Annotated in this window: 20 protein-coding genes; 15 read left to right on the forward strand and 5 right to left on the reverse strand. The window is 55.3% G+C overall.

Going from position 1 to position 22,909, the window contains the following annotated elements; translation table 11 throughout:
• Positions 1-53 precede the first annotated feature (53 nt).
• Positions 54-1,214 (reverse strand): GGDEF domain-containing protein, encoded by a 1,161-nt coding sequence (locus SIB88_RS18750; RefSeq protein ID WP_412558780.1) that lies wholly within the window; start codon positions 1,212-1,214, stop codon positions 54-56.
• Between the two features lie 377 nt (positions 1,215-1,591).
• Here SIB88_RS18750 and SIB88_RS18755 point away from each other — a divergent pair, with 377 nt between their 5' ends.
• A complete protein-coding gene (locus SIB88_RS18755; RefSeq protein ID WP_288348699.1) occupies positions 1,592-2,578 on the forward strand; it encodes an HpcH/HpaI aldolase/citrate lyase family protein in 987 nt (328 codons plus the stop codon).
• Positions 2,579-2,665: 87 nt separating this feature from the next.
• Here the strand turns inward: SIB88_RS18755 and SIB88_RS18760 are convergent, their stop codons facing one another.
• Positions 2,666-3,688, reverse strand: coding sequence for a zinc-binding alcohol dehydrogenase family protein (locus SIB88_RS18760; protein WP_412558781.1), 1,023 nt, complete (start codon positions 3,686-3,688; stop codon positions 2,666-2,668).
• Between the two features lie 178 nt (positions 3,689-3,866).
• Here SIB88_RS18760 and SIB88_RS18765 point away from each other — a divergent pair, with 178 nt between their 5' ends.
• Entirely contained in the window at positions 3,867-4,235 is a 369-nt protein-coding gene (locus SIB88_RS18765) for a winged helix-turn-helix transcriptional regulator (protein ID WP_068516922.1), read from the forward strand.
• Here the strand turns inward: SIB88_RS18765 and SIB88_RS18770 are convergent.
• Positions 4,232-4,723, reverse strand: a complete 492-nt coding sequence (locus SIB88_RS18770; RefSeq protein ID WP_412558782.1) for a GNAT family N-acetyltransferase — start codon at positions 4,721-4,723, stop codon at positions 4,232-4,234. The genes SIB88_RS18765 and SIB88_RS18770 overlap by 4 nt on opposite strands.
• 148 nt (positions 4,724-4,871) lie before the next feature.
• On the opposite strand from SIB88_RS18770, the gene SIB88_RS18775 reads away from it, so the two are divergent.
• The 7 genes from SIB88_RS18775 to SIB88_RS18805 all read left to right on the forward strand — a co-directional run bounded on the left by SIB88_RS18775 (position 4,872) and on the right by SIB88_RS18805 (position 14,427).
• Complete coding sequence (locus tag SIB88_RS18775) at positions 4,872-5,828, forward strand: acetyl-CoA carboxylase carboxyltransferase subunit alpha (protein ID WP_068517011.1); 957 nt, start codon at positions 4,872-4,874, stop codon at positions 5,826-5,828.
• Between the two features lie 159 nt (positions 5,829-5,987).
• The gene (locus SIB88_RS18780) at positions 5,988-6,821 is read left to right on the forward strand and encodes an ion transporter (protein ID WP_412558783.1); all 834 of its coding nucleotides are present in this window, start codon (positions 5,988-5,990) and stop codon (positions 6,819-6,821) included.
• 117 nt (positions 6,822-6,938) lie between these two features.
• On the forward strand, positions 6,939-7,718 hold the full coding sequence (locus tag SIB88_RS18785; RefSeq protein ID WP_068516925.1) for an MBL fold metallo-hydrolase: 780 nt from the start codon (positions 6,939-6,941) through the stop codon (positions 7,716-7,718).
• Positions 7,719-7,806: 88 nt separating this feature from the next.
• Complete coding sequence (locus SIB88_RS18790) at positions 7,807-11,043, forward strand: ABC transporter transmembrane domain-containing protein (RefSeq protein ID WP_412558784.1); 3,237 nt, start codon at positions 7,807-7,809, stop codon at positions 11,041-11,043.
• Between the two features lie 30 nt (positions 11,044-11,073).
• Positions 11,074-11,319 carry a hypothetical protein gene (locus SIB88_RS18795; RefSeq protein WP_101247088.1) on the forward strand — a complete coding sequence of 82 codons (246 nt, stop codon included), beginning with the start codon at positions 11,074-11,076 and terminating at the stop codon, positions 11,317-11,319.
• A gap of 179 nt (positions 11,320-11,498) precedes the next feature.
• Positions 11,499-12,986 (forward strand): NAD-dependent succinate-semialdehyde dehydrogenase, encoded by a 1,488-nt coding sequence (locus SIB88_RS18800; protein ID WP_412558785.1) that lies wholly within the window; start codon positions 11,499-11,501, stop codon positions 12,984-12,986.
• A gap of 40 nt (positions 12,987-13,026) precedes the next feature.
• Complete coding sequence (locus SIB88_RS18805) at positions 13,027-14,427, forward strand: aspartate aminotransferase family protein (protein ID WP_412558786.1); 1,401 nt, start codon at positions 13,027-13,029, stop codon at positions 14,425-14,427.
• A gap of 135 nt (positions 14,428-14,562) precedes the next feature.
• Here SIB88_RS18805 and SIB88_RS18810 read toward each other — a convergent pair whose 3' ends face one another.
• Complete coding sequence (locus SIB88_RS18810) at positions 14,563-14,988, reverse strand: hypothetical protein (protein WP_412558787.1); 426 nt, start codon at positions 14,986-14,988, stop codon at positions 14,563-14,565.
• A 331-nt stretch (positions 14,989-15,319) separates the two neighbouring features.
• Positions 15,320-16,339: a TRAP transporter substrate-binding protein DctP gene (gene dctP / locus SIB88_RS18815; RefSeq protein ID WP_068516931.1), complete on the reverse strand. Its 1,020-nt coding sequence runs from the start codon at positions 16,337-16,339 to the stop codon at positions 15,320-15,322.
• A gap of 219 nt (positions 16,340-16,558) precedes the next feature.
• Here dctP and SIB88_RS18820 point away from each other — a divergent pair, with 219 nt between their 5' ends.
• From SIB88_RS18820 to SIB88_RS18845, 6 genes are all read left to right on the forward strand, one after another.
• Positions 16,559-17,956: a PLP-dependent aminotransferase family protein gene (locus tag SIB88_RS18820; RefSeq protein WP_068516932.1), complete on the forward strand. Its 1,398-nt coding sequence runs from the start codon at positions 16,559-16,561 to the stop codon at positions 17,954-17,956.
• Between the two features lie 156 nt (positions 17,957-18,112).
• Entirely contained in the window at positions 18,113-18,694 is a 582-nt protein-coding gene (locus SIB88_RS18825; RefSeq protein ID WP_228194436.1) for a TRAP transporter small permease, read from the forward strand.
• Between the two features lie 13 nt (positions 18,695-18,707).
• A complete protein-coding gene (locus SIB88_RS18830; RefSeq protein ID WP_068516934.1) occupies positions 18,708-19,991 on the forward strand; it encodes a TRAP transporter large permease in 1,284 nt (427 codons plus the stop codon).
• 117 nt (positions 19,992-20,108) lie between these two features.
• Positions 20,109-20,894 carry an Asp/Glu racemase gene (locus tag SIB88_RS18835; protein WP_412558788.1) on the forward strand — a complete coding sequence of 262 codons (786 nt, stop codon included), beginning with the start codon at positions 20,109-20,111 and terminating at the stop codon, positions 20,892-20,894.
• A gap of 12 nt (positions 20,895-20,906) precedes the next feature.
• The gene (gene eutB, locus SIB88_RS18840) at positions 20,907-21,896 is read left to right on the forward strand and encodes a hydroxyectoine utilization dehydratase EutB (RefSeq protein ID WP_412558789.1); all 990 of its coding nucleotides are present in this window, start codon (positions 20,907-20,909) and stop codon (positions 21,894-21,896) included.
• 5 nt (positions 21,897-21,901) lie between these two features.
• Positions 21,902-22,894, forward strand: coding sequence for a cyclodeaminase (locus SIB88_RS18845; protein WP_412558790.1), 993 nt, complete (start codon positions 21,902-21,904; stop codon positions 22,892-22,894).
• Positions 22,895-22,909 lie beyond the last annotated feature (15 nt).

The following is a 22,909-nucleotide window of genomic DNA, read 5'->3' on the forward strand; positions in this document are numbered from 1 at the left end:
TAGCAAGGCAGCCAAGCCTGACACCGGCCCGAACCGATAGTTTTGTTGCCTGATCAGGCAACCACGCGGTTACGGCCGGCCTGCTTGGCTTCATAAAGTTTCTGATCGGCGCGCTTCAAAACGCCCCAGGGATCGGTCGCATCATCGTCGCGTTCGCAAACCCCGACCGAAATCGTCACGGAAACGGTTTTGTTCTTTTCAGGGACAGCAATTTTATTTTCAGCAATCCGTTTGCGCAGCGCTTCGAGCGGCTCTGTAGCCTTTTGCACGGTCCGGCCAGCAAACAGCACGGTGAATTCTTCGCCGCCATAACGGAACGCCTTGCCACCCCCGCCAACACGTGACAATTCACGCGCCACCTTTTTCAGAACAATGTCACCAACATCATGCCCATAGGTGTCGTTGAATTTCTTGAAGTGATCAACGTCAAGCATCGCAACCGTGTATTGATTGCCAAGTTCGGCCATGGCATGGCCAAGGGCGCGCCGCCCGGGCAATCCGGTCAGATCATCGACAAATGCCATTCGCCAGGCTTCCTGGGCCAACCCGGCAAGAACCACCCCCGTCGCGGCGAGATAACCATATTGAATGATGCCCGTACCCATGACAGTCGCGACATCAATGGCAATGATCGCCGCCGCAAAACTGGTTTCAAGCGGCTTGTGACGGATCAGCAACAACACCACCGCCACAAACGAAATAATCATGGCCGGGTGGGGCATCGCGTCGAGGAAACCGGCACTGACGAAAAACCGGGTATCCAGCAGATGATACAGTGCCGATCCAACATCGGGCTGCCCGGCAAGCATCAGCATGACAAAAATCTGCAATCCCAGAACCAGCATCCGGGCGATGCCGCGCGGATTCAGAACACCACGTTCCGCGGTAAAGCCAAGGATCAGCAGATTGATCGGGATCAGATACAGCGTCGCGATGCGTAAAAAGGCCAGCCCGTCGGGCGAAAACCCCGCCCCGTTACCGACCAGAAGCCAATAACAGATCAGCAGCAATAGCATCACAAACACCGCGCGCCCGCGGTTGAACCACCACGCGATCGCACCGCCCAGAACCGCCAGCAAAAACGGACCATACCGGACAAGCCCGGCCAGTTCGTTCGGTACAAGGTTTGGCGAAATCGCCAGAACCAGACATGCCCCCATGATCAGGACAGGTGCCATACCGGCGGAAACAATGATGGAATAAGCGCGACGCATGGGTCGATTTTTACTACCTGCTGATGTGACCATCGGGAATGGCTGCAGTACGCCGCCCCCGGATATCGGCGGTAATCTAGCGGCTGAGCTGTTAAGGGGCTATTGCTTTATCGGGCTTATCTCCACTTTTTCTTATTAAACACCCGTCTGCGTCGAAAGCACAATGGAACGTACGCTTTTTAAGCTTGCCAGCCTTCGCATATGCACCATAAATTGAGATCAGGACTACCGCGACGCACAATGATCGCGGACCACATAACTGTCACGGCGGCCACGGTACGATCCCGAAAACGGGACGCAAAACACGCCAGCGACATTCACGGGATTGCTTGCCCGTGATGTCCACTTGAAATGACAGGTTCTGGAGAGACGTTATCATGAGCTTCACCACACCGACCCCGGCGCCAGCACGCCTGAACAGATCGGAACTTGCCGTCCCCGGCAGCCGGATCGAGCTGTTTGAAAAGGCCGCCAAATCCAAAGCCGATGCCATTTTCCTTGATCTGGAAGACGCGGTAGCGCCCAGCGACAAGGAACAGGCCCGCAAAAACATTATCGCGGCAATCAACGACATTGACTGGGGTGACAAGGTTCTGTCGGTCCGGATCAACGGTCTTGATACACATTATATGTATCGTGATGTTGTCGATGTTCTTGAACAGGCCGGCGACCGGCTTGACCTGATCATGATCCCCAAGGTCGGGACCGCTTCCGACGTCTACGCCCTTGATATGCTGACAACCCAGATCGAAACGGCCAAAGGCCGCAAAAAACGGATCGGGTTTGAATTGATCATTGAAACCGCCCTTGGCATGCAGAACATCCACGAAATTGCCGCGGCCTCCCCGCGCAATGAAAGTCTGCATTTCGGTGTTGCCGATTACGCGGCCTCGACCAAGGCGATGACCACCGGCATTGGTGGCCCGAACCCGCATTATGGTGTTCTAACCGACAAGGATGGCGACAATCCGCGCGACTATCACTGGGGCGATATGTGGCATTATGCCATTGCGCGTATGGTGGTGGCCGCACGTGCCAATGGTCTGCGCCCGATTGATGGTCCGTTTGGTGACTTTTCCGATCCCGATGGCTATCGCGCCCAAGGGGCGCGCGCCATGGTGCTGGGCTGCGAAGGCAAATGGGCCATCCATCCAAGCCAGATCGGCCTTGCCAATGACGTCTATTCACCGTCCGAGGCCGAAGTGACCAAAGCCAAACGCATCCTCGAAGCCATGGCAAAAGCCCAGGCCGAAGGATCCGGCGCTGTCGCCCTTGATGGCCGCTTGATCGATATTGCATCGATCAAACAGGCCGAAGTCATGGTTAAACAGGCCGAAGCCATTGCCGCGCGTGATGCGGGCTAATCCAAAAGCCCGGCGACGTTAAAACGGTAAAAGGGGCGCAGATCACTGCGCCCCTTTTGGCTGTAAAACGCGAATTTTCAGGCGTTCCTAGTCCGGGATCGCATCAAAGGTGATCTTGCCAATCGCCTTGCCGCTTTCAAGAAGCGCATGGGCCTTTTGCAGGCTTTCCGGTGTCAGCGGGCCAAAGCTTTCATTTGCGGTATTGGCAATCACACCGTCATCGACCAGCTGTGCGACAGTTGCCAGCAATTTATGCTGTTCAATCATGTCATCGGTCTGGAACATCGAGCGGGTGAACATGAATTCATAAGAGAAGCTGGCAGACTTTGCTTTCAGAAGGTCGACATTATGATTTTGCGTCGCTTCGGTGATGGTCACGATCCGGCCCTGTGGCGCGATCATGGTTGCCATCACATCGAAATACTGATCCGTTTCCGACGTGCAGAAGATGTAATCGACATTCGACATGCCAAGGACGGCCAATTCTTCATCAAGCGGATTGCGATGATTGATGACGTTGTCCGCGCCGAGTTTCTTGACCCAGGCAACGGTTTCGGGGCGCGATGCGGTCGTGATCACCTTCAAACCGGCAAGTTTTGCCAACTGGATCGCGATCGAGCCGACACCGCCTGCACCGCCAATGATCAGGATGGTTTTTGCGCCATTCGTTGCCACCGCATCGCGATCAATCAGCAAACGGTCAAACATCGCTTCCCACGCGGTGATGGTGGTCAATGGCAAGGCCGCGGCCGCTGCGAAATCAAGTGATTTCGGTTTTGGGGCGACGATGCGTTCGTCCACCAGTTGCAACTGGGCATTCGATCCGGACCGGGTGACATCGCCCGCATACCAGACTTCATCGCCCGGACGGAACAGGGTCACATCTTCGCCGACCGCTTCGACAATACCGGCCGCGTCCCAACCCAAAACCCTGAACGCGCCGTCATCCTGTTTGCCTTTGCGAACTTTGAAATCAACCGGGTTAACCGCAACCCCCTTGACCCGCACAAGAATGTCATGACCGGTCGCGACCGGTGCTTCGGTCTCAATCCGGGTGAACAGCCCGTCGGTATCGACCGGGGCGGATTTGTAAACGCCAATGGCTTTCATCGTAAGTCGTCCTTTTCTTCAAAGGTTTGATTTGTGAATGCCAAAGAGTTAGCGCATAATGACCAAACTGATAAGTACGCACAATTTTTGCATATAGTGACAATTTGTATACTATCGCGGATTTATCCGGTTTTCGCCAACAGTGCTCGCGTTATTTCGACCATGAAGGAGTTTCACGATGACCATCTGTCCGCCCAATCGCAGTCCCGGTTGCCCGGTCGAAGGCGCACTTGATGTCATTGGGGGCAAATGGAAAGGTGTGGTGATGTTCCATCTGCTTGATGGAACAAAACGGTTCAACGAATTGCGCCGCATGATGCCCGGCGTTACCCAGCGCATGCTGACCCGCCAACTCCGCGAGTTGGAGGCCGACGGTCTTGTCCATCGCGAAGTCTATGCCGAAGTTCCCCCGCGGGTCGAATACAGCCTGACGGCCAAGGGCGAAACATTACGCGACATTATCCTGGCCCTTAAGGCATGGGGTGAAACCCATGTGCCCTATTATGCAGTGTCAAAACAGGGGCTTCCGGAAACACAGACCGCCTAGACCGAAAGACGCCGGGCCATTTTCCAGAATGTCGGGCGATCATGTCCGTCGTGAATGCCCTCGCCAGCAATGTCAAATCCGCGGGCGCGAAAGAACGCGATATTGTCGCGCAGTTCCACACGAACATGCAAGCGCATCATCTCCTTGCCGTTCTTTGCCGCCAACGCACAGGCCGCCTCGACCAGTGCACGGCCGATACCCCCGCCCTTGATCGCGGGGTCCACTGACAATTTATATAGGTACGCATCCTTGCCGATATCTTCGATCCAGACCTGTCCGACCACGGTGCCGTTTTGATCTTGGGCCAGAATCAGGGTATCGCGGGCAAATCGCCACTGAAGTTCGGACACATTCACCGACTTTGCCGAGCTTGGCGGATCGACGATGCCATCCTGAAAGGCAAATGCCGCCAGAAGAATTTCCACAAGCCGGTCAAACGGAACTTTTTCAGGTACTTGCGCGACTGTGATCTGGATACTGGACGTCATGGCAACCCGCGTGCAAAATGTCACTGGATGAAGTGCGAACCTTACGCCATAAACGGAAAATATGGATAGCTTATCGGTCAACTCTTGACGTAGCGGGTTGATCAACTATGTTCCGCCCCATTGTTTCCCAGTCGGATATGATGCCCTGATGCATAACTTCCTCGATTTTGAAAAACCGATCGCCGAACTTGAAGGCAAGATCGAAGAGCTCCGTCACCTGACGGGCAATGACGAAGTCAACATCGCAGACGAGGTTGCGCGCCTGCAGGACAAGCTGACCAAGTTGCTGCAAAGCACCTATGGCAAGCTGACCCCGTGGCAGAAGACGCAGGTCGCCCGCCACCCGGATCGTCCGCACTTTACCGACTATATCGCAAACCTGTTTGACGATTTCACCCCGCTTGCCGGCGACCGCCAGTTTGGCGAAGACGCTGCAATCATCGGCGGTTTTGGTCGTCTTCAGGGCCGCACCGTAATGGTGATCGGCCATGAAAAAGGCCGTGATACCGAAACCCGTGTGAAACACAATTTCGGTTCGGCCCGTCCGGAAGGGTACCGCAAGGCCATCCGCCTGATGCGTATGGCTGAACGTTTCAACATTCCGGTTGTGACCCTGGTTGATACGGCCGGCGCCTTCCCGGGTGCCGATGCCGAAGCACGCGGCCAGTCCGAAGCCATCGCGCGTTCGATCGAAGCCTGCCTTGATATCAAGGTTCCGCTGGTATCGGTCATCATCGGCGAAGGCGGTTCTGGTGGTGCGATTGCGCTTGCGGTTGCCAACACGGTGCTGATGCTTGAAAACTCGATCTATTCGGTGATTTCACCAGAAGGCTGTGCCTCCATTCTGTGGCGTTCGGGCGACGAAGCCAAAACCGCTGCCGAGGCCCTGCGCCTTACCGCACAGGATCTTCATCAGCTTGGCGTGATCGACGATATCGTGCCCGAGCCGCTTGGCGGCGCACAGCGCAACGCCAAGGAAGCCTGCAAACGTGTGGGTGATGCCATCATCAAGGCCCTTGAAAGCATGGATGATGTCGAAGGCGGTGTTCTCAAGGCACGCCGTCGCGACAAGTTCCTTGAAATGGGCCGCAAAGGCCTGAACTGATTTTAAATTCAGGGCGCGATACTCGTGGTTTGACGTGTCGCGCCCTGTTTTGCTGATCTCCGGCGCAATGTGTCCGTCGGTTACATCCCGGCAAGAACAGGCGCCCATTTTCTCCCCTTTTCGGTGTCATCATACTCATCGAACGGAGCCTAGACCTGAATGGACGCTCTTCGCCGGATCGTAGAATCCAGTCGCTTTAAAAATTTCATCACCATCGTCATTGCTGTGAATGCCGTGATTCTGGGGTTTGAAACCTCTGAAACGGTCATGGCAAAGGCCGGAACGGTTTTACATGTTCTCGACCAGATTGCCGTTGCGATCTTTGTCGTCGAACTGCTGATGAAACTTGCCGTTTATCGGCTGGCCTTTTTCAAGCGCGCCTGGAACGTCTTTGACTTCACCATTGTCGCGATCACACTGCTTCCGGCCGGACAGGGCATTTCGGTATTGCGGGCATTGCGAATCCTGCGTGCGTTCCGCCTGATTTCGACCGTGCCATCGATGCGCAAGGTGGTCGAAGCCCTGATGCGTGCCATTCCGGGCATGGTGTCGGTGCTGACATTGCTGTCGCTTGTTTTCTATGTTTCTGCTGTCATGGCAACCAAACTGTTCGGTCAGGGTTTCCCCGACTGGTTTGGCACAATCGGCGCGTCGCTTTATTCGCTGTTCCAGATCATGACGCTCGAAAGCTGGTCGATGGGGATCGTCCGTCCGGTCATGGAGTCTTACCCGCTGGCATGGCTGTTTTTCGTTCCTTTCATCCTTGTCACGACATTTGCGGTGCTCAACCTGTTCATCGCAATTGTGGTTGATGCAATGTCGACCCATGTCGATGTCGAAGAAAACAAAACCCGCGACGAGATCGAATTTGATCATCAGGAAATCATGCAGGAACTCCGCGCGTTACGTCAGGAAATGAGCAAACTTTCCGCGGCCCAATCAGCGGCAAACACCGGCCCGAATTCCGATCAAAACAGATCATCCAACACCTAAAAGACAGGTGGTCAGAGCACCATCGACAAGAAAAATTCAAGCTTTGCTCATAAAAGGGGGTGGTTAAACGCCCCGAACCTCGTCTAATCTTTCGACAAAATATCGGGAGAACGGGGAATGAAGCTTACGTTTGCGGGGACGGGCTCAGCCTTTTGCATGGCAGCCGACAATTTTCAGAGCAACATGGTTCTGGAAACGACCCCGTCGGGTAACGCACAACCGCATCGCCTGTTGATTGACTGTGGTTCAGATGCGCGCCATTCGCTGCGCAACCTTGGCTACATGCCCAACGACTTTGATGCGGTCTATATCAGCCATCTGCATTCGGACCATATTGGTGGTCTGGAATGGATGGCGCTTGCCAACTATTTTGTGTTTGACGGGCATCGCGCCACGCTGTTTGCGGTTCAGGAACTGCTGGAACCATTGTGGGAACATTCCCTGCGGGGCGGTCTTGAAACCAGCGACCATGGCAACAGCCAGCTGTCATCCTATTTCGATGTTGCCCCGCTCAGCATCAAGGACGGCTTTGACTGGCAGGGACTGCATCTTGATGTCATCCCCGCACCGCATATCGTGACCAATGAAACCACCATGTATTCCTATGCCCTGTTCGGGCACGGAAAAAAGCAGTCCTTTTTCCTGACGACAGATGCGATTTTCAATCCCGACGACCATATGTCGCTGTATCAAAAAGCAGATATCATTTTTCAGGATTGTGAACTTGGCCCCAGACATTCCGGCGTCCATGCCCATTACAAAGAACTGGTCACGTTGCCCGACGCGGTAAAAGCCAAGATGTGGCTTTATCACTATCAGGCCTATGACAAACCCGATGCGATTGCAGACGGATTTTGCGGTTTTATCGAGCCAGGACAAAGTTTCGATCTTGGCTGATCGGTATCCTTGCGCATAATCTGCACTGCACCCAATAAAAACGAGCGACAGGAACAAAAAGTTCCAATGCAACAGACGGGACGTGCGAATGCCCAAATCGGTCTTTGCCTATATCTGGCGCCATAGTCGCCTTCAGCAGATCATCCTGACCGTGGTGACGCTGCTTTCATTCCCCTTCCTGTATTATTCGCTCGACCTGCCAAAGCAAATCGTCAACGAAGCCATCGGTGGTGCCGGCGCGCCCTATGATATTCTTGGCGTGCCGCTGAACCAGATTGAATATCTGTTTGCGCTGTCGGCAATTTTCCTGTCGCTTGTATTTGTGAATGGCGGGTTCAAATATTTCATCAACGTCTATCAGGGCGTGATGGCAGAACGCATGCTCAGACGGATGCGCTATGAGCTGTTTGATCGTGTCCTGCGTTTTCCCCTACCGCATTTTCGCAAAACCAGTCAGGGTGAAATCGTTTCAATGATCACCGCCGAGGCCGAACCGCTCGGCGGCTTCTTTGGCGAGGCGTTTGCCCTTCCGCTTTATCAGGGCGGTATCCTGATCACGATTTCGGCCTTTATCTTTATCCAGGATCCGCTGATGGGTCTTGCGGCGGTCGCCTTTTATCCGTTGCAGGGATATCTGATCCCCAAATTGCAACGCCGGGTGAACCTGCTTGGCAAACAGCGCGTGCAAAACGTGCGGCGCATGTCCGAGCATATCGGCGAAACCGTTGGCGGTGCGACCGATATTCGCGCCCATGAAACCCAGGGGTTTGAACTTACCCATTTCACCCAGCGTCTGGGCCGGATTTTTGAAATCCGCAAGGAAATCTATTACCGCAAATTCTTTATCAAGTTTCTCAACAACTTCATTGCCCAGATCACGCCGTTCTTTTTCTATTCGATTGGCGGTTATCTGGTTATCACCGGTGACCTCAGCTTCGGGGCGCTGGTTGCGGCCCTTGCCGCCTATAAGGACATGTCAGCACCGTGGAAAGAATTGCTGGCCTATTACCAGCGTCTGGCGGATGCCCACATCAAATATGAACAGCTGCATGAACAGTTCGAACTGCCGGATCTTGCGCCCGAACATCAGCTTAGTGCGCCTTTGTCGCCTTCGCTTTCCGGCCCGCTTGATGTCAGTGCGCTGTCCTGGATCGACGAAGACGGCACCCGCGTTGTTGAAAATGTTTCCTTTAACATGGCGCTTCCGGGCAATGCCCTTCTGACCGGATCCTCCGACAGCGGCAAGTCCCAGCTTGCCCGTCTTTTGGCGCGCATTCTTGATCCGACCAGCGGACGCATCCAGTTCAATGATCTTGATGCAACCGCATTGCCACCCGCGGTCATCGGCCAGCGTCTGGCCTATGTCGGGGCGGATGCGTATCTGTTTAATGGCAGCATCGCCGATAACCTGTTTTACGGATTGAAGCACCGCCCGGTCATCATTGATCAGGATGCGGAAAACGATAATACGGACCCTGAAAAATCCGACGTTAAAAACGCGCTCGCCCGTACCAAACAGGACGCGAAGCGCCAAACAGACGATCCCAAATATCCGCTTCCGAAATTCGTCGAGACCATCGAACTGTCAGATCCGGCCGATCTGCCCTGGAAGTTGACCCGCGAGATGTATGACGAGATCAGGATGTCGGGCAACATCCCCTATGATCCGTCTGCCGAATGGATTGATTATATCGGGCCGGGCTATCAGTCGCTTGATGAATTGCGCAGCGAACTTTTGCGCCTGCTCGAAGTTGTGGGCCTGGATCGGGACATCTACCGGATCGGCCTGTCGCGCCGGATCAATGCCGAAGAACGCCCTGACCTTGTCGAGGCCATTCTTGATGTTCGCCCGCGCCTGAAGGCGATCCTTGAAGAACGGCAATTGTCCGATCTTGTCGAACCCTATGACATCGAAAAATATAATGATAACGCCCCGGTCGGCGTGAACCTGATGTTCGGGTCGCCATCGCGTACCGATTTCAAGCGTTATGAATTCCTGTCTCATCCTTACATTCAGGAAAGCCTGCGGGAAAACGGCCTCTATGACAAAATGGTCAAGATGGGTCGTGAAACACTTGATCTGATGATCGAACTGTTTACCGGCTTGCCGCCCGGGCATGAATTTTTCGATCGTTACAGCTTTGTCTCGGCCGATGAGATTGCCGATGTCAAAAACATCCTGAAACGCACAGACGGCGTTGCTGTCGATGACATGCGCGAAGAAGACCAGCTTCGTCTGCTTGACGTTGCCATGCAACTGACCCCGGCCCGCCATCGTTTGCGGGTGATTGATGATGATTTCCGTGACCTGATTCTCAAGGCGCGCCCGAAAATTCGGGCCAACCTGCCAGAAGAACTGTCACAACATATCGACTTCTTCGAAGCAGACGGTTACGCCCCGGCTGCCCCGATCATTGACAACCTTCTGTTTGGTCGCTTTGCCTATGGCCGAGCGCACTCAGAAGAACGCGTTGGCGAAGTCCTGTTCGAAATCGCCCATGAAGGCCGCCTGTATGAAGGACTGGTTGCACTCGGTCTTGAAAGTCAGGTCGGTGTCGGCGGCAGTCGCATGTCACAGAACCTGCGTCAGAAAATCGCCCTTGTCCGCGCCCTGATCAAAAATCCCGATCTTCTGGTTGTCGACGAAGGGTTGTCGGCACTTGACCGTGAAACCCGTGAAAGCGTCATCAATTATCTGACCGGGGAAAACGACAATACCAGTCTGGTCTGGGTTGATGGCGATGATCAGGACAATGACAAGTTCGATACATTGCTGCATATGTCGAACGGCAAACTGGTCAAACGCCGCAGCCATACCGACGATGAAAGCAGCGACACCACCGAAACCGAAGACGATGCCGCCATTCTTGCCGATGGCAATATCGAACAGGAAGTCCGGCTGCTGCGCACCATTCCGCTGTTTGCCGGTCTTGATCCCAGTGTCGTCAAGCTGCTGGCCTTTACCAGTCCGCGCCTGACCTTCAAACATGGCGAGGTCCTTGTCAAACAGGGCGACCCGGGCGATGCCGCCTTTATCGTGATTTCCGGTCGCGGTGAAATCTGGCTGACCACCGAGGAACAACAAACCCTGAAACTGCGCGATGTCCATCCCAAGGAAGTCATCGGCGAAATCGCCCTTCTGGTCGATGCACCGCGTTCGGCAACCATCCGTGCTGTCGAGGACATGACGGTTCTCAAACTCGACAAAACGGAATTCCTTGGCCTTGTCCGACAGGACCAGGCCGTCGCGGTACAGCTGATCCGTGTCCTTGCAGACAGACTGGATCAAACCACCAAACAACTCAGCAGCCGGACAAGCGACTAAATGTGCCCTGAATTGCTGAAATAGCCGACCATGAACAAAGTTGCTTCCATATTGCTTGCTGCGGTGATGGCCATTGTCATGCTTGGCGGGTTTATGGCCCTTCTGGGCGGCAGCATCGTCGGGGCGCTGGTTTTCATCCTTGGCATTCCCTTTGCCTTTCCGATGTCGACCAGTGTGGTTGTTCTGTTCTTTTTGGTGATTATCATCCGTACCGTGATCGAAAAGCGCCGCCAGAAACGCGAAATGCAGAAATACCTGACATCGCCTGACGACTGAAAACCGGGCGTTTTGCGCCCGCGCAGAAAAAACATCCGGATTTGACCATCGCCGACCAAAAAAAACGCATCATTTGGGTCCGAGTTCGGAAACCTCCTCTGAGAAACTGCTGATAGCTTCCTTGCAGTTCAACAAACAGGCTCGACCGGAAGTGTCGGCTGGTTCTCAAGGAGGTCAAAATGACGGCACAGTCAAAAGAACAGCGTTGTGTGTCGTTAAGCCAGCTTGCCGATTTGCGGCTGCTGCGCGAACACGCCTATATCGATGGACGCTGGTGCTCGGCCGATAATCTTCAGGTTATCGAAGTCACCAACCCGTTCGATGGAAGTTTTATCGGCACAGTCCCGAATATGGGAATCTTCGAAACCCGCAAGGCCATTGCCGCGGCCCGCGCGGCCTTTCCGGCATGGGCCGGGTTGCTGCCCCAGGAACGAGCATCTGCACTGCGCCGCTGGCATGATCTTCTGATCGAGAACAAGGAAGATCTGGCTTTGCTGATGACCCTTGAACAGGGCAAGCCGATCAACGAAGCGCGTGGCGAAATCGATTACGCGGCAAGCTTTGTCGAATTTTACGCCGAAGAAGCCAAACGCGTGAATGTTGAAAACATCACGTCCCACCTTCCCGGCCGCAATATGAGCGTCAAACGCGAACCGATCGGTGTTACCGCAGCCGTCACACCATGGAACTTCCCGTGCGCAATGATCACGCGCAAGGCCGCTGCTGCATTGGCAGCCGGTTGCACCATGATCGTCCGCCCGGCAACCGAAACGCCGTTTTCCGCCACCGCCCTTGCCGAACTGGCCGAACGGGCCGGGATCCCGGCGGGCGTGTTCAATATCGTTACCGGTGACCCCAACCCGGTGGTGGGTGAGCTGTGCGGCAATCCGCTGGTGCGGGCATTGTCCTTTACCGGTTCGACCGAAGTTGGACGTTTGTTGCTGTCACAAGGGGCACAGACCATCAAGAAAATGTCGATGGAACTTGGCGGCCATGCCCCGTTCATCGTGTTTGATGATGTTGATGTCGACGAGGCAGTTGCACATGCAATCAATGCCAAATTCGCCACCAGCGGACAGGATTGCCTTGCAGCCAACCGCATCTTTGTCCAGCGCGGCATTTATGATGCGTTCCTCGACAAATATGCCAAGGCGATTGCTGCCCTTCGGGTTGGAAACGGCATCGAGGAACATGTCGAGATCGGACCTTTGATGCATGATCGCGCCATTACCAAATGCGAACAGCATGTGGCGGATGCCCGCGCCAAAGGTGCGCGCGTTCTGACCGGCGGCAAAAAGATGGGTGGCTTGTTCTATACCCCGACACTTCTGGCCGATGTCACAAGCGATATGCAAATCTATCGCGAAGAAACATTTGGCCCGGTCGCACCGGTCATGGCCTTTGACCACGAAGATGATGTCGTCCAACAGGCCAATGACAGCGAATATGGTCTGGCTGCCTATCTGCTGACCAATGATCATGACCGTGCAGCACGGGTTTCCAACGCCCTGGAATACGGCATGGTCGCGCTTAACTGCGTCAAGATCACCGGCGCCCCCATTCCGTTTGGCGGGGTCAAGCAGTCAGGACTGGGTCGCGAGGGATCGCGTCACGGTCTCGAAGAATTCACCGAACTCAAATATGTCTGCGCCGCCTACAAGGCCTGATGCGCCAGAACGACCACCGCATTCACATGGGAGAAGCAAAATGAATGTCATCAAAAACACCACCGCCGACTTGCAGGAAATGGATCGGGCGCATTTCATGCATCCATCCACCCATATGCGCCAGCACGCCGCCGGGGAAACCCCGAACCGCATCATCAATGGCGGCAAGGGCATCTATATCCATGACACCGAAGGCAAAGAAACCCTTGATGCCTTTGCCGGTCTTTATTGCGTGAATATCGGTTATGGCCGCACCGAGGTCGCCGATGCGATCTATGCCCAGGCCAAGGAACTGGCCTATTATCACACCTATGTCGGGCACAGTAACGAGCCGATCATTCGTCTGTCGGACCGCATTGTCAAAAGCGCACCCGAAGGCATGCAGCGCGTCTATTACGGCATGTCAGGGTCGGATGCGAACGAAACCAATATCAAGCTGATCTGGTACTACAACAATATCCGCGGCCTTCCGCAGAAGAAAAAGATCATCTCGCGCTGGCGCGGCTATCATGGTTCCGGGATCATGACCGGTAGCCTGACCGGCCTTGCGGCCTTCCACAATGCGTTTGACCTTCCACGGGCACCTGTTCTGCACACCACCTGCCCGCACCATTACTGGAACGCCGAGGCCGGCGAGACCGAGGCCGAATTCGCCAAACGTTGCGCCGATGATCTTGAAAAAATGATCCTGCGCGAAGGTCCGGAAACCGTGGCCGCCTTCATTGGCGAACCGGTCATGGGTACGGGCGGCATCATCACCCCGCCCGAAGGCTACTGGGATGCCATTCAGGCGGTTCTGAACAAATATGACGTTCTGCTGGTTGCCGACGAGGTTGTCACCGCGTTTGGTCGTACCGGGTCCTATTTCGGGTCCCAGCATTACAGCATGAAACCCGACCTGATCACGATTGCCAAAGGTGTGTCATCGGGCTATCTGCCGCTTTCGGGTGTGATTATCGGTGAACGCGTCTGGAAGGTCCTGGAACAGGGTTCGGATCAGATGGGCCCGATCGGCCATGGCTGGACCTATTCCGCCCATCCGGTATGTGCGGCTGCTGCCAATGCCAACCTTGATATTGTCGATGGTGAAAACCTGACGGGCAATGCGGCCGAGACCGGTGGCTATTTCCAGCATCTGCTGCGTGAAACCTTCAAGGATCATCCGCTGGTGGGCGAAGCCCGCGGTGTTGGTCTGATGGCGGCCCTGGAATTTGTTGCCGACAAAACCAAAAAGGAACGCTTCGATCCGAACGCAAAGATCGGCCCGCGTGTGTCAGCCGCCTGTCTTGAACGCGGCATGATTGCACGCGCGATGCCGCACGGTGACATCCTTGGCTTTGCCCCGCCGCTTTGCATCACCAAGGCGGAAATCGACAAGGTTGTCGATATCGCCAAACAGGCGGTCGATGCCGTTGCCGACGAAGTCGCCGCGGGTAAATAAGCCGGCGGAACATAATCCCCGCCGCGTCCAACCTTCTTCCCAACGCGGTGCACGAACAGGGGCCGGGCCCATGACCGGCCCCTGTTTTAATTTTTGTCATTGATGGTCACGGCACCGCTGATCCGGGGATCCGGATTACTGACAAACCGTTTCAAACTTGCCAGACGCCCCTTTTTTTGACGATACAGTGCAACTGCCGGTCACACTGCCGGATGCATTGATGATTTGAAGTTTGATTTCGGCATTGCCGCCATTTTCCGCGGGCCACCAGATCGAACCGGCACCGTCAGAACCCGACAGGTTCACATAAGGCGCAGCATTGCTGTTGGTCACCCCTGAAACGACAGTGCTGTTTGCGGAATTGCTAAGCGCATCACGCACAGTCACCGCCGCAGAATCAGGCGACTTTTCCGCCCATTCAGGCGGCGACACAGGCACACCATTGGGGTTGAGGACCTCTGCCTTGGGCGAGGTCACAAATGTTCCAAGCGCCATCAACGCAAACATCAGCACCGGAAAAATAGCATCACGGGCACATTGAAGCAGGTTGAACATATTCACGGCCAGTTCCTTTCACGTCAGTTTCAACACCACAGACCGGTTATCGGAATGGGCACGTATTAGACGCCTGACCCCCGTTATTGTGAGGTTTGCAATAACGTCCGCCCCGCCCGTCAAGCCATCGATCCGGCCATCGATCAAACACCCGCGCATCGAAAACAGACCGGGCATCCGCGATGCATACGTCATTTGCGGCACAGGTTTGAAATGCACGCCAAGATATCAACCATCAAAAAATACAACTTTTGGTATTAAATCTCAAAATACAAAAACCCCGCAGCAAAGTGCTGCGGGGTTTTGTCAGATCACCGTTGAAGACGGCGAGACGTTATTACATCTCGGTGCCGAATTCCTTGCGAAGTGAGTCCAGAACTTCTTTGGTGTCACCACCGACTTCCTCGACCAGGCTTGCGCCAATGCCTTTGGAAGCGTCTTTGAACGCTGCGCGCTGTGCATCGTCAAGACGGATCACCTGGATGTCCGGCTTGGCTTTCTTGATGCGATCAAGTGCTGCGTCGTTGGCTTTTTTCTGGGCTTCATAGATGAAGTCGTCGAGTTCGGATTTCACCTCTGCCAGCATTGCCTTGCGCTCGTCAGACAGACCTGCATAGAAGTCCGCATTCGAGACCACCGTGGTGGTGTATTGCTGCTGACCGGCATAAATCAGATAGTCGGTAACTTCATAGAACTTGGCACTTTCGATGAAGAAGATCGGGTTGACCTGTGCGTCGATCACGCTGGTCTGAAGGCCCGAATAAACTTCACCCCACGGCAGTGCGACCGGATCGGAACCGAACGATTTATAGGTCTCGATCAGGATCGGCGAAGTCATGACGCGGAATTTCACACCGTCGAAATCAGCCGGTTTCTTGACTTCTTTCTTGGTGGTCCAGACCATTTCGCCTTCCGGGTACATGGTATAAAGCTTAAGTCCCTTGGACTCGAAATCCTTCGAAAGACCTTCATAAATGGTCGGGCTGCTCGACAGGACCTTTTTGTTCACATCGTTGTCCTGCGACAACAGATACGGAACACCAAATACCTGGATTTCCGGAACAAAGGTACCAAGGTGACCCGGTGACGCGTTCGAGAACTGAACGGCACCTGCCGCCGTCAATTCGGTAATGTCGTTTTCCGTGCCGAGCTGACCATAGGTGTAAATGGTAACCGTCACATCGCCATTGGTCTTTTCTTCAACAAGGCGTTTGAATTCCTTGGCATAAAGATCCTGAACATCACCCGGGCTTTCCTCGTGGGCGAATTTCCATTCTTCGGCATGGACGGCGGTCCCGGCTACTGCGAACAGGGCGGCAGCAGACAGGGTTGCCTTGAAGAGTTTGTTCAAACTCATATCGAAGTCTCCCTTATTGTTACGCGCAACGACCGAGTTTTGACCCGGATTCAGGGGCGTTTGGTTGGCACATCAATGTCATGAACGCGCAAAGTGTTGAAATGTTCCTGCATCAGGTCAATGCTAGTTTTGTTTCATGACAAAATAACATTGACGTCTACACATTAACCCGCAGCTCATGTTAGGGTTCGACAAAACAACGAGGGTGGAAATCGAACAATGTGGCTGCCAGACATCAATCTCAGCGGCGAAACAGGTCCGAAATACAAGGCACTGGTCGAAGCAATCATCACCGATATCGAGTCGGGCAGATTGCGCCACGACGTTCGCATGCCAACCCATCGCGAACTGGCCTATCGCCTGAAAGTCAGCGTGCAAACCGTCAGTGCGGCCTATAAGGAAGTCGAACGTCAGGGCTATCTCAGATCCGAACGCCGACGCGGCACCTTTGTCCAGGCGCGCCTGACCGACCGGGCATCGACCTTTATCCTCGACAGTCGGCAACCCGACCTGATCGACCTGTCGATCGTGCGCGCCGCCTATACCGATTTTCACAATGATCTGTCGCGTCAGATCAATACCCGCCTGTCCGAAGAACCGCATCACAGCTGGATGGAAAGCTGCCGTCCGGTCGCCGGCTTTGAATATCACCGTGACATCGGCCGCACCTGGCTTGCCGGACATGGTGTTGATGTTGCCATCCCCAATCTTTTGATCACCAATGGCGCGGCACAGGGGGTTTTCACTGCCCTTGCCACCGTTGTTCAGCCCGACGACGTGGTCCTGACCGAAAGTCTGACCGACCATGGGGTCATCGGAACGGCAAGTATCCTGCGTTTTAAACTCGGCGCCCTGCCCACCGATGACGAAGGCATCCTGCCCGATGCCTTTGAACGCGAATGCCGCAACCGGCAGATCCGCGCCCTTGTCGTCACCCCGATTTTCACCAACCCGACCAACTGCCTGATGGGGCTGGAACGGCGCAAGAAGATCGCTGAAATCGCCGAACATTACGGTGTGTATGTCATTGAAGATGACGTCTATCGCCCGCTTCTTGAACAAAACCTGCCCCCGATCACAAGCTTTTTGCCCAAGCTCGGCTTCCATGTTTCAAGCCTGACCAAGATCGTCATGCCGGGCCTGCGCACCGGTTTCCTGACCGTTCCCCAGCACTTGTCGATTCGCGCCAGCAGCGTGTTGCGCGTCACCGGCTGGATGGGGACCCCGATGATGGCAGAGATCGGCGCACGCTGGATTGTCGATGGTACGGTCGAACAGGCCGTCACCGTGCAACGCGCCCTGATGCGCGAACGCCAGGCCCTTGTCGCCGATATTCTGGGCAGTGCGGTCGTGCGCCATCACCCGACATCGCTAAGTGCCTGGGTTCGTATTCCCGCCCATTGGCAGGAAGAATGGTTTGCCTCCGAACTGCGTAAAAACGGCATTGCGGTTACGATTTCCGACCCCTTCATGACCGTAAAGGTCCCCCGCCCCAATGCCATTCGCATCTGCCTTGGCGGAGCCCCCGACACCCCGACATTGCATCACGGGCTGATGCAAATCCGCCATACAATGGAACAGATGCCCGGCGTTCATGCCTTCGACGTTATGTATTGATTTTTGTGCCATGACAAAAATCTGATTGAACCGTCACAAAGCGTTTTTATTCTGACCAGACCGGCGCGAAGCGGACGGCAATACTGTGTGGGAGGGAACCATTCACCGCACATCACGTTCTGCAACAATGTCTCGCACGCGCATCAAGGAGGTCGTATGTCAGGTTCAAACGGGGAGACCCCCGCCCCGAGTGGTGGGGTGTTGGGCATTCTGAAACGTCTTGATGACGGGTTATCCGTGATCGAGCGTCAGCTTCTGGGGTGGAGCATCGTGATCATGGCGGTCAATACCGTCGCCAACGTGATCATGCGCCTTGTCTTCAGTTCGAGCATCTTCTTTTCCGAAGAACTCAATCAGTTTCTGATCATTCTTGTCACATTCGTCGGCATCAGCGAGGCCGCCCGCATGGGGCGCCATATTCGCATGTCCGCCTTTACCGACATGCTCGGCCCGACGACCAGCAAGATCATGATGATCATCATTACCACCGGGACCGCCTGCCTTCTGTTTCTTCTGGCCTGGTATTCCGTCGATTATGTGATGTCCCTGATCAAGTCGAACCGCCTGACCCCGGCCTTGCGCATACCGTATTACTTCACCGTCCTCTGGGTTCCGTTCGGTCTGACCGTTACCGGCATCCAGTTCCTGTTTGCCGCTGCAACGAACATCTTCAAACCGGGGACCCATCTGTCCTATCGGGTCGAAGACACGTTCGAAGCCGAAGATCATCACCTGTAAGGAGGACGGAAAAATGGATCTTGGAACCTCAATCCTTCTGGTGATGCTGGTCCTGCTGGTACTTGGCTTCCCGATGATGGTACCGCTGGCAACCGCCAGTGTTGTGGCATTTGCCTTTTACATGCCGATCCCGGAACGCATCCTGATTCAGCAAATGGTCACCGGCATTTCGCCCGTGGCCCTGATCGCGGTGCCGATGTTTATCTTTGCCGCCGATATCGTGACAAAGGGCCATACAGCCAACCGGCTGATTGACCTTGCCATGACATTTGTCGGCCATGTGCGTGGCGGTCTTGCCGTGACCACCGCCCTTGGCTGTACGCTGTTTGGCGCGGTATCGGGCTCGACCCAGGCAACCGTGGTTGCCATGGGGGGACCGTTGCGTCCCAAGATGCTCAAGGCCGGCTACGAAGACAAATTCGCCATGGCCCTGATCATCAATGCCAGTGACATTGCCTTTTTGATCCCGCCATCAATCGGCATGATCGTGTTTGGTGTGGTTGGCAAGGTTTCGATTGGCGAGCTGTTCCTCGCGGGGATTGGTCCGGGCATTCTGATCCTGATCATGTTCTCGCTTTACTGCATGTATTACGCCAAAAAGAACAATATCCCGACCATCCCGCGCATGACCTGGGCGGAACGCGGACGGGCCGTGATCAATGCCGGTCCGGCGATCATGTTCCCGGTTCTGATTGTCGGGGGCATCTATCTGGGTTGGGTCAGCCCGACCGAGGTCGCAGCCGTTGCCGTGGTATATGCAATCATTCTTGAAGTTCTGATCTTCAAATCGGTCAAATGGTCCGAATTGCTTGAAATTGCGCGCTCCACCGGCCTGATTACCGCGGTTGTGTTTATTCTGGTTGGCGCTGGAACGACATTCTCGTTTGTCATTTCCTTTGCCCAGATCCCGCAGCATGTCATTGGTGCGCTGGGTCTTGAAGGTGCCAACCCCTACATCATTCTGGCCGCGATCTGCATCGCGTTCTTTATCGGTTGCATGTTTGTCGACCCGATTGTCGTCATTCTGGTTCTGACACCGATCTTCATGCCGCTGGTCAATCAGGCCGGTCTTGATCCGGTTCTGGTCGGCACACTGGTCACGCTTCAGGTCGCGATCGGATCGGCCACACCACCATTCGGGTGCGATATCTTTACGGCCATCGCGATCTTCAGGCGACCCTATGCCGAGGTCATTCGCGGGACGCCACCGTTCATTTTCATGCTGCTGCTGGCAGCGGTGATTCTGATTTTCGTTCCGCAGATCGCGTTGTTCCTGCCTGAACTGGCGTTCCGTTAACCGACACCAGTCTGGCAGAAACCGGGCACTGTCCCGGAAACAAATTCGACAGCATGTGAAACCCGGGGCGGTCCCGATCAAAACATAAAGACCGCCCCATCCATGGAGTTCAGGACGATGTCCGTATCCCCAGCGGTCACGCCAGAGCCGGTAGACCTGCCCTATTTTCCTGATCCGGTCGGACCGGCGGGCAAGATCGGGCTGATCACACTGGCGACTGACTTCAACAGCGAGGATGACCTGCGCGGCATCCTGCCTGCCGATATTCGTCTGTTCACCACCCGGATTGAAAATGCCAATCCGGTCACGGTCGAAAACCTGCGTGCGATGGCCGATGACCTGCCACGCGCGGCCCGCACCTTGCTGCCGGGATACGGGGTGGATGTTGCGATATTTGGCTGTACGTCGGGCACGGCTGTCACCGGTTCGGAACGGATCGCATCCCTGATCCATCAGGGGATGCCCGGTGTAAAGGTCACCAACCCGCTTCTTGCCGGTGAATTGGCCCTGCGCGCGGTAAAGGCGCAAAAAATTGCCATCCTGACCCCCTATGTTGCCGACGTTACCCGTTCGGTCGCCGACGGCTTTGCCGCACAGGGTTTCGAGGCCTCCCGTCTGATGGGGTTTGGCCTTGATAGCGATCAGGACATGACCGCTCTGCCCCCGGGCATTCTGCTTGAAGCAGCCCTTAAGGCCGACACACCCGATGCCGATGCAGTTTTCATTTCCTGCACGGCCATTCGATCGGCCGAAATCGCCGCCGAGGCTGAAAAGAAACTCGGCAAACCGGTGATCACCAGCAATCAGGCCCTGATCTGGCATGCGCTGCATCTGCTTGGTTATGACAAACCGGTCACGGGGTTCGGAACCCTGTTTGACCATGCCCCACAACCCGAAGAATAAGTCGAGGTCGCCATGAAAGACCCCATCACATTTGCTGATGTTCTTTCTGCCCGCAAAACCATTGCGGGTCATGTGATCCATACGCCATTGCGCCCCTCTACCGCCCTGTCCGAGCGTGTCGGGAACCCCGTCTGGCTGAAATGCGAACACCAACAATATACCGGAAGCTTCAAGCTGCGCGGTGCTGCCAACGCTGTCTTGCGCCTCAACGACGATCAGAAGGCCAAAGGCGTCGTTGGCGTTTCGACCGGCAATTACGGTCGCGCCCTTGCCTATGCCGCGCGCAATGCCGGGGTGCGATCGGTCATCTGCATGTCCGAACTGGTGCCAAAGAACAAGGTCGACGGCATTCGCGCCCAAGGGGCCGAAGTCCGTATAACCGGACAGTCGCAGGATGAAGCCCAGCTTGAAGTCGACCGTCTGGTCAAGGAAGACGGCATGACCATGCTGCCGCCCTTTGACCATGCCGATATCATTGCCGGGCAGGGCACACTTGGACTTGAAGTCATCGAAGCCCTTCCGGATGTCGATACCCTTCTGGTGCCGTTGTCTGGCGGCGGGCTTCTGGCCGGGGTTGCGCTGGTGGCGAAATCGATCAATCCGGCCATCCGGGTGGTTGGCATTTCGATGGAACGCGGCTGCGCAATGATCACAAGCCTTCAGGAAGGCAAACCAACCGCTGTTCGGGAATTGCCGACACTAGCCGACAGTCTTGGCGGCGGCATTGGCGAAAACAACCAGTACACATTCGATATGTGCGCCGATCTGACCGATGATTTTGTTCTGGTCAACGAAACCCAGATCGCAGACGGCATTCGTGCGGCCTATCACGATGATCAACAGGTGATCGAAGGATCAGGCGCCGTTGGCATCGCCGCCCTGCGCGCCGGTCTGGTGGATAACCCCGGACGGACGGTTGTCCTGACCACGGGCTGCAACATCGATATGGAATTGCACAAACGCATTGCCGGCGGCGAAGACGTCGACCTGATGGCGGAGTAACCGATATGCCCAAAATCAGAATTCTGACCGAAAGCGATCTTCGCAACGTCATCGATCTTGATCGTGATGCGATCAAATGCGTTGAAGATGCCTTTGACGCACTGGCGACCAAGGATGTGCGCATGCCACCGATCCTGCGCCTTGATATCGAAGATCATAATGGCGAGGTCGATGTCAAAACCGCCTATGTGCCGGGCCTTGACAGCTTTGCCATCAAGATCAGCCCGGGCTTCTTTGACAATCCCAAACTGGGCCTGCCGTCGGTTAATGGCATGATGAACCTGTTTTCATCAGAAACCGGCATGCTTGAGGCCGTCCTGCTTGATAACGGCTATCTGACCGATGTGCGAACAGCAGCAGCGGGGGGCGTTGCCGCGAACCATCTTGCGCGCAAGGATGCCAAACATGCCGCCATCTTTGGGGCCGGTGTGCAGGCCCGCCTGCAACTCAAGGCGCTGACACTGGTGCGTGATATCACCTCTGCCACCATTTGGGCCCGTGACATCGCCAAGGCCGAAGCATGTGCCAAAAAGGCATCGCTTGAACTGGGCATCCCGGTATCGGCCACCGATGATGGCAAGGAGGCCGCATCGAACGCCGATATCATCGTCACCACAACCCCGGCCCGTGAACCGGTCTTGATGGCCGACTGGGTTGCACCGGGCACCCATGTCACGGCCATGGGATCGGATGCCGAACATAAAAACGAAGTTGATCCGGCCCTGATCGGCAGGGCGGATCTTTATGTCTGCGACAGTCAGGCACAGACCAGCATCCTTGGCGAACTTCACCACGCCTTGGCTGCCGGGATTGTTGCCCCTGATGCCGCATTCCCCGAACTCGGTCAGATCATCGCCAAATCGGCACCCGGCAGGACATCTGCCGCGCAGATTACGGTCTGTGACCTGACCGGAACCGGTGTCCAGGACACCGCAATCGCCACCCTCGCCCGTCAACGCTGCGACTTGGTCGCTGCTGGCGTCGAGATTTCGTCTTAATAACACAAGGACAAT

The organism is Thalassospira sp. MIT121401 (assembly GCF_047125595.1).
GTDB lineage: Bacteria > Pseudomonadota > Alphaproteobacteria > Rhodospirillales > Thalassospiraceae > Thalassospira > Thalassospira povalilytica.